8 protein-coding genes are annotated in these 11,857 nt (G+C 62.4%); 2 read left to right on the top strand and 6 right to left on the bottom strand.

From position 1 onward, the window contains the following. Positions 1 to 194 precede the first annotated feature (194 nt). Both HBO23_RS27705 and hmpA read right to left on the bottom strand, forming a co-directional pair. The gene (locus HBO23_RS27705) at positions 195 to 701 is read right to left on the bottom strand and encodes a disulfide bond formation protein B (protein ID WP_170040524.1); all 507 of its coding nucleotides are present in this window, start codon (positions 699 to 701) and stop codon (positions 195 to 197) included. Positions 702 to 898: 197 nt separating this feature from the next. Beyond that, positions 899 to 2,080, bottom strand: coding sequence for an NO-inducible flavohemoprotein (gene hmpA / locus HBO23_RS27700; protein WP_170040522.1), 1,182 nt, complete (start codon positions 2,078 to 2,080; stop codon positions 899 to 901). Positions 2,081 to 2,227: 147 nt separating this feature from the next. Between hmpA and norR the strand changes: the two genes are divergently transcribed. Continuing rightward, positions 2,228 to 3,772, top strand: coding sequence for a nitric oxide reductase transcriptional regulator NorR (gene norR, locus HBO23_RS27695; protein ID WP_170040520.1), 1,545 nt, complete (start codon positions 2,228 to 2,230; stop codon positions 3,770 to 3,772). Between the two features lie 95 nt (positions 3,773 to 3,867). On the opposite strand, the gene HBO23_RS27690 is transcribed toward norR, so the two are convergent. Further along, positions 3,868 to 4,770, bottom strand: coding sequence for a DMT family transporter (locus HBO23_RS27690; RefSeq protein WP_170040518.1), 903 nt, complete (start codon positions 4,768 to 4,770; stop codon positions 3,868 to 3,870). 137 nt (positions 4,771 to 4,907) lie between these two features. Here HBO23_RS27690 and HBO23_RS27685 point away from each other — a divergent pair, with 137 nt between their 5' ends. Then, positions 4,908 to 5,783, top strand: a complete 876-nt coding sequence (locus HBO23_RS27685) for an AraC family transcriptional regulator (protein WP_017135076.1) — start codon at positions 4,908 to 4,910, stop codon at positions 5,781 to 5,783. Here the strand turns inward: HBO23_RS27685 and HBO23_RS27680 are convergent. The 3 genes from HBO23_RS27680 to HBO23_RS27670 all read right to left on the bottom strand — a co-directional run bounded on the left by HBO23_RS27680 (position 5,780) and on the right by HBO23_RS27670 (position 11,708). Continuing rightward, positions 5,780 to 8,275: a LuxR C-terminal-related transcriptional regulator gene (locus tag HBO23_RS27680; RefSeq protein ID WP_170040516.1), complete on the bottom strand. Its 2,496-nt coding sequence runs from the start codon at positions 8,273 to 8,275 to the stop codon at positions 5,780 to 5,782. The genes HBO23_RS27685 and HBO23_RS27680 overlap by 4 nt on opposite strands. Before the next feature lie 257 nt (positions 8,276 to 8,532). Then, positions 8,533 to 9,891, bottom strand: coding sequence for a DUF1329 domain-containing protein (locus tag HBO23_RS27675; protein ID WP_169988435.1), 1,359 nt, complete (start codon positions 9,889 to 9,891; stop codon positions 8,533 to 8,535). 26 nt (positions 9,892 to 9,917) lie between these two features. Beyond that, complete coding sequence (locus tag HBO23_RS27670) at positions 9,918 to 11,708, bottom strand: DUF1302 domain-containing protein (protein ID WP_099549448.1); 1,791 nt, start codon at positions 11,706 to 11,708, stop codon at positions 9,918 to 9,920. Between the last annotated feature and the right edge of the window lie 149 nt (positions 11,709 to 11,857).

Below are 11,857 nucleotides of genomic sequence, written 5' to 3'. Positions count from 1 at the left end.
ATTTAGCCATCGGGTGCAAATTCAGGCGGCGGTTTGATGGGTCAGAAACGTCCTGCGGCAACGTCCGTGTGACAACATGTCGCACGCTGCGCGCACCTATTGTTGCCCCTCGTCACGGCCCTTTCACAAATCCCTACAACCAAAAACGCCCCGGACTTCCTTCAAGGAAGACCGGGGCGTTTTGGCGAGCAGACTCAGGCCTGGCGTTGGCGATTGCGATAGATGCCCAGCGGCACCAGAATCACCGTCAGCACGAACGCCACCAGCGCCCATTGCGCCAGGGACAAGCCAAGGATGGGCGGGTACGGCGTGCTGCAGAAGCCGTCGACCTGGAAGCCCAATGGAAACACCTTGGCCAGTGGCAGTTCATCGACAATCGGCTGCAGCACATCGACGCCGCAACTGACCTCCGGGAAGAACTGGGTGTAGACGTGGTGGCCTGCAACTGCGACGCCGCCCACGGCACTGAGGACTACCAGCCCTTCAAACACAGTGACCGCACTTTTGCGACGCATGGCGGCGCCGATAAAGGCAAAGATCGCAATCAACAGCAAAGCGTAGCGCTGCAGGATACACAGCGGGCACGGCGCCTCGCCCAACACCACTTGCATATACAGCGCACCGCCAATCAGCGCCAGGCAGATGATGCCCAGCAACACCAGAAAGCGCCGCTCCCTGCCTAAACGCAATTCGTCACTCATCCCCGTTTTCCCTTTGTCGTTGTGCCAATGCCGGCAAGTTTACACACAGAGCATGGTTAAAACAGAGAGGGGTTAACTGCGGATTAATCGGGATAAATGTTGTGGCTGAGCGGACGCCATCGCGGGCAAGCCCGGCTCCCACAGGGAATCGCATTCCAATGTGGGAGCCGGGCTTGTTGTGGCGAGGGTAGATGTACTTATTCCAGCGCCGCCGCCGGGCCGAAGAACTCGTAGCGCGCCTGCTGCTCCGGCACACCCAACGCCTTCAGATGGCGTTTGATCGCCGCCATAAAGCCTTTAGGCCCCAGGAAGTACGCATCCAGGTCACGTTCCTCGGGCAACCACGCCGCCAATTGCTCCTGGCTCAACAGCCCCACCTTGTCCGCCGCAGGGCTCACGCCGTCGTCCTCGGCATAGCAGTAAAAGCGTTTGAGCTGCGGGTGCCTGGCCGCCAGGGCATCGACCCAATCACGGAACGCATGCACGCCGCCGTTGCGGGCGCAGTGGATAAAGTGCACCGGGCGCTCGGTTGCCAGGGCCGCTTCAAGCATGGGCAATGTGGGGGTGATGCCTACCCCGCCGCTGATCAGCACCAGCGGTTTATCGCTGGCCGCCAGCGTGAACTCACCCGATGGCGGGAACAGGTCGATGGTTGCACCGACATGCATCTGGTCATGCAGGTAGTTGGACACCCGCCCACCGGCCTCGCGTTTGACGCTGATGCGGTACAGGCCCGCATCGCTCAGGGCCGACAGGGAATAGTTGCGGCGCACTTCTTCGCCGTCCAGAACCAGCCTCATCCCAATGTACTGGCCCGGTGCGGCTTGCAGGATCGGGCCGTTGTCCACAGGGGCAAAGTAGAAGGAGATGATCTCGTCGCTCTCCTCCACACGCTTGACCAACAGGAACGGCCGCGCACCGCGCCAGCCGCCCGGCGCCTGGGCTTTTTCATCGTAGATGGCCGCTTCGGCGCCAATCAGGATGTCGGCCAACTGGCCGTAGGCCGCGCCCCAGGCATTCATCACCTCAGGCGTGGCGATCTCGCTGCCGAGCACTTCAGAGATGGCGCGCAGCAGGCAGGCGCCCACAATCGGGTAGTGTTCCGGCAGGATCTGCAAGGCCACATGTTTGTGAATGATCTTGGCCACCAGGTCACCCAGTTGGTCCAGCTGATCGATGTGCCGCGCATACATCAGCACGCCATTGGCCAGCGCGCGGGGCTGGTCACCGCTGGCCTGGTGGGCCTGGTTGAACAGCGGGCGAACTTCTGGGTATTCGCTGAGCATCATGCGGTAAAAATGCGTGATCAGCGCTTCGCCGCCGCTCTCCAGCAGGGGCACAGTGGATTTGACGATGGCACGGTCTTGGGCACTAAGCATGGCAGACTCCTGGGTCTCTTTACTGATTACTTTTACCTACTCAGCATTCGTGCCAACTAATTAATCGTTATAATTCAATAAGTTAATTATAATGTAGTCAGTATGACTCCCTACACCTTATAGTCACAAGGACTACAAGGAGTCATTATGACTGCACAATCGCTGCTCACCACCCTGCTGCCCCTGGTCGCCGACCTGTCCCGCGAACTGCCCGAGGGCGAGCGCTATCGACGCCTGTTGCAAGCCATGCGCGCACTGTTGCCGTGCGATGCCGCCGCGTTGTTACGCCTGGACGGTGAGTGGCTGGTGCCGCTGGCAGTGGATGGGTTGAGCGCCGATACCCTTGGCCGTCGCTTCAAGGTCAGCGAACACCCGCGCTTTGAAGTGTTGCTGAGCAGCGCTGGCCCTACCCGGTTTGACAGCGACAGCGAACTGCCCGACCCCTACGACGGCTTGGTCGACGGCCTGCACGGGCACCTGGAAGTGCACGACTGCATGGGTTGCCCGCTGTTTATCGACGACCAGCCCTGGGGCCTGCTGACCCTCGACGCGCTGGACACCGAGCGTTTCGAACGCGTTGAGCTGGATGCTTTGCAAGCCTTTGCCAGCCTGGCGGCGGCCACGGTCAATGTCGCCGAACGCATCGAGCGCCTGGCATTACGCGCCGAGGACGAACATCAGCGCGCCGAGATCTACCGCCAGGCCAGCGGCCAACAGCACAAGGAAATGATCGGCCAGAGCAAGGCGCACAAGCGTCTGGTCGAGGAGATCAAGCTGGTGGGCGGCAGCGACCTGACCGTGCTGATTACCGGCGAAACCGGGGTCGGCAAGGAGCTGGTCGCCCAAGCCATCCACGCCGCGTCCCCGCGTGCGGACAAGCCGATGATCAGCCTCAACTGCGCCGCGCTGCCGGAAACCCTGGTGGAAAGCGAACTGTTCGGCCACGTGCGCGGCGCCTTTACCGGCGCGTTGAATGAACGCCGTGGCAAGTTCGAGCTGGCCAATGGCGGCACCCTATTCCTGGATGAAGTGGGCGAATTGTCGCTGACCGTGCAGGCCAAATTACTGCGCGTGCTGCAAAGCGGCCAGTTGCAGCGCTTGGGTTCGGACAAGGAACACCAGGTGGATGTACGCCTGATTGCCGCCACCAACCGCGACCTCGCCGAAGAAGTGCGCAATGGCCGCTACCGCGCCGACTTCTACCACCGCCTGAGCGTGTACCCGCTGCAAGTGCCGGCGCTACGTGAGCGCGGGCGGGACGTGTTGCTGCTGGCGGGGTACTTCCTGGAGCAGAACCGTTCGCGCATGGGCCTGGGCAGCCTGCGCCTGACCAGCGACGCCCAGGCCGCGCTGCTGGCCTATAACTGGCCAGGCAATGTGCGGGAGCTGGAACATTTGATCGGGCGCAGCGCGCTCAAAGCCCTCGGTAACTGCCGCGAGCGGCCGAAGATTCTGAGCCTGAGCGCCCAGGACCTGGACCTGCCGGACGTCAGCGCGCCGGCTATCGAAGCACCGCTGCAAGCGCCGCAGGCCGCGACCGGCGACCTGCGCCAGGCCACCGAGCACTACCAGCGCCAAATCATCAGCGCCTGCCTGGAACGCCACCAGCACAACTGGGCCAGCGCCGCCCGCGAACTCGGCCTGGACCGCGCCAACCTCGGCCGCATGGCCAAGCGCCTGGGCCTCAAATAGGGCAACTGTGGGAGCTGGCTTGCCTGAGATTGCGGTGGGTCAGCTAGCTCAACTTTGACTGACCCACCGCCATCGCAGGCAAGCCAGCTCCCACATTAGATAGCCTTCGCCTGCAAGACCGGTTGAACCAGCTTAGGCTTACGAAACACCAACACATTCCCCAACATCACCAACACCAGCCCCATCAGCGCCGGGGCGGTCCACTGGTATCCCTCGGCAAACGCCGACACGTTCAGCGCCACCACCGGAAACAGCACCGTGCAATACGCCGCCCGCTCCGGCCCCATGCGCCCAACCAGGGTGAGGTACGCGGTAAAGCCGATCACCGAACCCGGAATCACCAAATACCAGAGCGCGCCGATATACCGCGCACTCCAGTCCATGTCGAAAGGAATGCCGCGCACCGCACAGTAAGTCGCCAGCATCAAAGCGCCATAGGCCATGCCCCAAGCGTTGGTGGTCAGCGGCTTGAGCCCGGCCTTCTGTTGCAGGCTCGAGAGCATATTGCCCGCCGAGAAACACATCGTCCCCAACAATGCCAACCCCAGGCCGAGCAAGGTCTGCGGGCTGGCGGTATGCCCTGCCAGTTCCGGCCAGAATAGAAAGCCCAGCCCCAGCAACCCCAGCGCGCCGCCCATCAACACGTTACGTGCTACGCGCTGGCCAAAAAACACCCGGGCATTGAGGGCGTTCCACAACGTGGCGGTAGAAAACACCACTGCCACCAGACCGCTCGGGATCCATTGGCTGGCGGTCAGGAAGCACATGAAGTTGACGCAGAACAGGCACAGCCCCTGCGCCAGGCAGATCAAATGCCCGCGCCGGTTCATCACCTGCAACTTGCGGCTGAGCAGCAACAGCGCAAACAGCACCAGCGCCGCCAGGCCGAAGCGGTAGACGATCGACACGGGAATCGCCACGACGCCCAATTGCCATTTGAGGGCGATCCAGGTGGTGCCCCAGATCAGCACGGTGAGTAAATACAGGAAAAGGTTCATAGCGGGCTCCGTCGATTGAGGCACAGTGTCCCTTGGCAGCCGGCCGGCGCTCTTGCACATTCTTGCGCTTTTGTCGGGCGCAGGGATCACAGCCATCGCCGGCGGGAGTAGGATGCAAGGCGTCGGAGAGCACAACCATGCCAGATCTGGAATCCCTGCAAGTCTTTCAAGCCCTTAACCGCTCGCCCAACGCACGCCTGGAAGCCTGCGCCGAGCTCGGTGACGGCTTGTCTGCGGCCTTGTGGAGCAACCATCACGACTCGCAGGACTACCAGGCGCCGACCCATCACACCTTGTCCTGCTACATCGGCGGCGGCACCGGCACGTTTCGGCGCGATCAGCCTGGCACCAAGGGCGGCCCGGATAAACTCTGCATACTGCCCGCCGAGCACCAGTCGGCTTGGGTGATCAACGGTGAGATCCGCCTGGCCCACGTGTATTTCAGTCCCGAGCAATTTGCCCTCGGCTGCGTCACGTTGCTCGATCGCGAACCGCGGGAACTGCAACTGCGCGAAAGCACCTTCCTCGAAGACGCCAGCCAGGCCCAACGCTTTCACCAACTGATCGCCCTCAACTGGCAGGAGCCCGCCGAGCGCCTGCTGACCAGCAGTCTGGCCCATGAAATGCTCAGCCACACCTTGCTCAGCCAAGTCGGCGCACGCGATGGCCTGCGTTTGAAGGGCGGGTTGGCGGCGCATCAGCGGCGGCTGTTGGTGGAGTTTATCGACCACCACCTGGAAGACCCGATCAGCCTCGGGCAACTGGCCGGCCTGTGCGCGCTGTCGGAATACCATTTTGCGCGAATGTTCCGCCAAAGCTTCGGCCTGCCGCCCCACCAGTACCTGTTGGCACGTCGCCTGGCGCGTGCGCAAGCCCTGTTGCGTGGCGGCGCCCTGCCCCTTGGCGAGATTGCGTGGCGGTGTGGCTTCTCCAGCGCCAGCCACTTTACCCACCGTTTTCGCCAGGCCATGGGCGCCACGCCCGGGGAATACCGCCAGGCGTTCTGCGCCTAGACCATCAAGCCCAATGTCTTGGCCTTGGCCACCGCTTGGGTGCGTCGCTCCACGCCGAGCTTGCTGTGGATACGCCGCGCGTGAGTCTTGACGGTGTGCAGCGAGATAAACAGCCGGTCGGCGATTTCCAGGTTGGAGTTGCCTTGGGCGATCAGCTGCAGCACTTCCAGTTCGCGTTGGCTCAGCGGGTTTTCCACCACGCCACTGGGCGCCGCCGGGGTTTCCAGACCCAGCTCAATCAATAGCCCCGGCGCACGCAAACGCAGCTCGCGAATCGCCTGCTGCACCTGGCAGCGTTGCGCCAGCTCCAGCCCGGTTTGCAGGGCGCGCCGGGCCACGGCTGAGTCGCCCAACTGCCAGGCCACTTCGCCCAGCACCAGGTGCAGCTCGGTTTCCAGGCAGAGCATGCCGCGTTGTTGGGTGGTGTCGAGCAAGGCATACAGGCGCTCCATGGGCTGAACGGCCACACCCAGCTTCACCTCGGCCAGCACCAGCAAGTACTCCAGCCGTGGAATCAGTTCCAGCGTAGCCGGCGGTGCTTGCCGGGCCTGTGGCCCACGGAAGTGGCGCAGCACCCGGCGCACTGCTTCCACGGTCAGTTCGGCACGGCCCTGTTGCAACCAGAAGTGCCCACTGACCAACAGCAGCACCGCGCGGTATACCGAGTCCGGCACATGGCGTTGCTGCATCAAGCGCTCCGCTTCGCGCAGCTGGGCAAACGCCTGGGCGTAATCGCCATGGTTGGCCGCCAGCAACGCCAGGCCGAGAAACCCATAGAGCACGCGCTTGTCCTGACTGTGCAGGCACAGGCTCAAACCGCTCTCGAAACATTCACCGGCGAGCGTGTCCTGGCCTTGGCGCAACGCCAGATGCCCGCGCCGCAGGGCGATGCGCCCTACCAGTGGCCCCGCCTTGAGGCGCTGGCGCGCCAGCATCGCCTGCACATTTTCCAGCAGGCTTTGCGCCCGATACGGTGCACCGCGTTGCTCCAGCAATTGCGCATGATCCAGTTCCAGCAGCGCTTCCAGCACCAATGAACCATGGGCACGCGCCAGGCACAGCGCTTCGCGGTTCAAGGCTTGGCCCACGTCCAGCTCGCCGCGCAGCAAGGCTTGCTGGGTCAGGCCCGAAAGGCACATCAGCCGGGAAGTCCAGGCGCTGTCGGGCAACGCTTGCAAAGCCTCCAGAAAATGCTCGCGGGAGCGCTCGGCATCTCCATTGAGGTGCAACAACCAGCCCCATTGCGCCTGCCAGCGCGCCAGTAAATGCCGCTGTTTCGCCGCCGTCGGCTGTGGTGCAAACCGGGCAAGCTGGTCGATGCACACACCGGCTTGCTCAAAGCGCCCGGCGAACAACAATGCGGCCGTCACCAGCCCCACCAGTTGTGCGGAGCCAAGCATCAATTCATCGCCATGTTGCTCATGCAGACGCAGCAACAGCTGCGCATTCTGCTGACGGAACAAGTCTTCAAAACTGAAGTGTTGCAACAGGCTCACCGCCATCTCAAACGCTTCGGCCAGCAAGGCCTGTTCAAACGCGGCTTGCCAATCGCACTCGGCGGTAAACCATTGGCAGGCACGCCGATGCCAGGCGCGCTTGGCCGGCCAGGGCTCATCGCGCAGCAAGCGTGCGAGCGGCGCAAAGACCTGCAGCCAATCGGTGGTGTCTTCCCAGGGCTGGATAAAGGCGCCCAATGCCTGCAACTCCCGCAGGTAGTGGGCGCCGTCGCCAGCGCCGAACAGGTGCTCACACAGGCCCGGGTTGAAGCGCGGCAGGTGCGCCAATACCCGCCAGGCCTCAGCCAACTCGACCGGCAAGGTGCGCAGCAGTTCGTGTTGCAGGTAGTCGAGCAAGGTTTTGTCCGGGTGACCATCACCGAGCAAGGCAATGCGTACACCGGCGCACCAACCGCCGCTGAACTGCATCACGCTGTCGAAGCTTTGCCCGCCGCCGAGCAGTTGCTGGACTTGCGCCGGGCTGAAGTTCAGTTCGCTGCACACCAACAGTTCATCGTCGAGCAACAACCGCGGCCAGTTGCATGCCGGTCGCCGCCGCGCGCCCAGCCACCAGGTCAGCGCCGGGCTGGCGACACTGAGCAGGCGGTCGAGCAAAGCATCCAGCTCGGGCGCGGGCAGGCGGCAGTAATCATCCAGGAACAACCACGCCGTGGGCTGCCAGCGGCTGAGGTCAAGCAACAAGGTAGCTTCATCGACAAACGCCAGCCCCAGGTTGTGCGCCAAGCGTTGGCACAACTCATCGGGGCTCAAAGCCGCACCATTGAGTGGCAGCCAATAGACCTGGCAACCCTTGGGCGCCTGCAAGGCACACTCGGCCAGTAACGCGCTTTTGCCACTGCCACCCGGCGCGCACAGCAACTTCACCCTCACGGTTGCTGCGAGCAACGGCTCGGTCAATTGCGGGCGTAACAGGTGATGGGCGGACAGCCGTGGCATGAATCCAGGACGGTCCAGGCAGCGGGTCATGGCGGTCATTGCTGCATCCTGCGTTTTTATTGTTATGCAACCTGACGCCACCCTAGTCCTGTGGTTGGCGGTTGTTGAAGAAGTATTCAGCAGGGTGATTGAAGGGCATTAATTAAAGGCAGAATGCAGACAACTGTGGGAGCTGGCTTATGTGGGAGCTGGCTTGCCTGCGATGCAGACACCTCGGTCTGACAGGCATACCGAGGTGATGCTATCGCAGGCAAGCCAGCTCCCACACAAGCTCGCTCCCATATTTTATATCTGAGTCAGCGAACGCCCTCGGACCGCAGCGCTGCTGGCGTGTAATCCGCCGCCTTGGCCGCGAAGCCGAACACGAAACTGCGCTTTTCCTCATTCTTCATGCCGAGCGCGATGTAGCGCCCGGCAATGATGTCGTACAGGGTTTCCACGGTGTAGGCCGGCACTTGGTGGTCGTAATAGAACTGCGCATGGCCTTCAGCAACGCGCCACAGTTGGCCTCGCCCGTCGTAGTGGTCCACCAGCGCGACCTGCCAGCTGTCTTCGTCGATGTACATGTGGCGCTTGGCGTAGATGTGCCGCTCGCTCGGCTTGACCATGCCGACCACTTCCCACACGCGGTGCAGCTCGTAGCGGGTGAGGTCCTGGTTGATGTGCCCGGCCTTGATGATGTCGTCGTACTTGAGGGTCGGCGAATCGAGCTTGTAGCTGTTGTAGGGGATGTACATCTCTTTTTTGCCGACCAGTTTCCAGTCGTAGCGGTCGGGCGCGCCGGAGAACATGTCGAAGTTGTCGGTAGTGCGCAGGCCATCGGAGGCGGTGCCCGGGCCGTCATACGAGACTTGCGGTGCACGGCGCACGCGGCGTTGGCCGGCATTGTAGATCCAGGCCAGACGCGGCTCCTTCACCTGGTCGAGGGTTTCATGCACCAGCAGCACGTTGCCCGCCAGGCGTGCGGGCGCCGTGACCGATTGCTTGAAGAAGCTCAGCACGTTGGCCGCCTTGGCCTGGTCGATGTCCGGGATGGCTTGCGGCACCGCCACTTCTTCTTCGAAGCGAATCGGCGTGTAGCTGCCATTCGTTTGCGGGGTGGCCTGGGTGATGATGCGCTTGAGGTTACCGCCGTGATAACGGGTGATGTGGTTCCACAACACTTCCACACCATTTTTCGGGATCGGGAACGCGTAGTAACGGTTGCCGGTGAAGTTTTCCAGGCCATTACCGTCGTTAATCGCGTGCACGTTCAGCGCGCTGCGCTTGATCGACTCGTAGATATCCGGCGGCAGGTTGACCGTGCGATGGGTCGGGTACACCGGGATCTTGTAGGTCTCGGGGTAACGCTTGAACATCGCCACCTGGCCGTCGGAGAGCTTGTCTTTGTACTTGTCGACCGTGGCGGCAGTGATCACGAACAGCGGTTTTTCATTGGCGAACGGGTCGGCCAGAAAGCCTTTGCTGTCCACCGCGCCAGCGTTTTTCGGGATGCCGCCGGTCCAGGCCGGGATCGAACCGTCGGCGTTGCCGGCTTTTTCGGCGCCGACCGGCGTCAGGGTGGTGCCGAGCTTGGCGGCCTCTTCGGGCGAGACGGCGGCCATGACGTGGGCGGCCAGTACACTCAGGGCCATCACTGCAAATAGCTTACGCATAGGTTGTTGTCCTTCCTTAAACCAAGTCAGAAGTTCACGCCGAAGCTGAGGGCGATAAAGTCGCGGTCGGTGAGGGTGTTGTAGTCACCGCCGAAAAAGTCGGTGTAGCTCAGGCTCGCGGTGTAGGTGTTGCGGTAGTCCGCATCCACGCCGACGCTGATCGCCTTGGCGCCTTCGTTGAAAATGCCGTTGGGGCCGTAGCCGCTGACGTCATGGGACCAGGACAGGTTGGGCTTGAGGTTCACCCCGGCGAACACGTTGTTGTAGTCGAGGATCGCGCGGGCGCGGTAACCCCAGGAGTTCGCGGTGACGAAGCCGTCGGTGTCGCCGCCGAAACCATAGGCGCCATACACCGAATCGCGGCCATAACGCAGTTTGGTCTTGGCTTCCAGCCCGCCGACGTGCACATAGGCCGCCTCGCCCACCAGCGTCAGGCGTTCGGCACCCAGCACCTGGTCGAAGAATTGGGTCATGGTGCTCTGGATCTGGGTGATTTCCTTGCGGCGGTAACCTGAGTTGTCCGAGCCGAACGAACTGCGGATCGGCGAGGCGGTTTGGCCGGCAATCGGGTTGACCAGCGCCAGGGTCAGGTCGGTGGTGTTGAGTTGCACCGGCGCATTCGGCCGATAGCTGATTTCGCCGGTCCAGGCCGTGCCGGTGGGCAAGGTGGTGGAGAAACTCGCGCCGTACAGGCGGATGTCTTCCGGGTAATCGAGGTAATACTGGCCACGCCCGAGCATGGTGCTCTGGGCCAGGCCCGAACCACTGCCGGGCGCGATGGCGTTGGCAGTGCTGACGATGCGGCCGATGGTGGCCAGGTTGGTGTTGGCGGTAATCGTGCCCACCGTTGGCGTGCGGCTGTGGTAGTTCATGAAGTAGAGGCCGTACTCGGTGTCATCGCCCAGCCAGCGCAAGGCCGCACCGAACTGGCCGCCATCGCGCGCTTCGCGGTCGTTGGCGCGCTGCACCACCACGCCTTCGCGCGTCACCTGAAAGCCCTGGCCAAATGCTGCGGCCACCGGTTGCAACGGCGCAATCGCCGGGCTGCCGACCGTGTAGTTGCCATTGCAGCCGTGAGCCACTACATCGTTACCAAAGAAGGTGCCGCAGTTATCCACCACGGTGTTTTCCCAGTTGAGCTGGTAGAAGCCTTCCACCGACAGCTGGTTAGTCAGGCTTTGGGACGCGAACAGCATGTTGACCGGGATCAGGCCTTCCTTGATCTCGGCGCCTGGGCGGCGGAACGCCGAGACGTCGATGGGGTTGATGCTGTTGATCGAGTTACCGATAAACGTACTTTCACCCCAGCTCACCACCTGTTTGCCGACCCGCACGGCGCCCGGCAAATCGCCGATGGAATAGTTGTGATACACAAAAGCATCCAGCAGCTCGTAGCCGGACGAGCGCGCACCTTCGTCGCGGTGGTTGTTGCTGATTTGCTTGAACTCGCGGTTTTCGTCCTGCAGTTCGAAGTCATACCAGTACTTGCCGCGCACAAAGATGCCGCTGTCGCCGTACTTAAGCTCCAGGTCGTGAATGCCCTTGAAGATCTTGGAGAAGGTCTCACCCTTCTTGAAGTTCAGCCGCCCGTCATCACCGGTGGACGCCTGCCCCGTGCCGCCGTTGGGAATGCCCACCAGCTTCTTGTCAGCATCGCGCATGCCCCAACTGGCGCCGACCGACAGCGAGGAATCGAATTGCCCTTCGATCTCGCCGATGTTGAATGAAACAGCCTGCGCCTGGGCGCAGAAACCCAGCGCAACCGCCGTGGCCAGCGCCTGTGGCGTGAAGATGGCGCGCATTGTTGTTTTTGTCATGCGTCTTCCCCGGTGAGTGACAGAAGGCCCCACCCTACTGCCGCCCCTCGGGAGCGATAAGCGCACCAAAGGGGTATTCGTGGTGTCGCTCGAAAGGATGAACAGGCGCTCTGGCCGCGGTTTGGGCGCCACCATGGATTAGGCAGATG

Origin of the sequence: Pseudomonas sp. WS 5532 (assembly GCF_012985445.1) — a bacterium.
GTDB classification, from domain to species: domain Bacteria; phylum Pseudomonadota; class Gammaproteobacteria; order Pseudomonadales; family Pseudomonadaceae; genus Aquipseudomonas; species Aquipseudomonas edaphica.
This window is presented reverse-complemented; position numbering and strand designations above follow the sequence as displayed.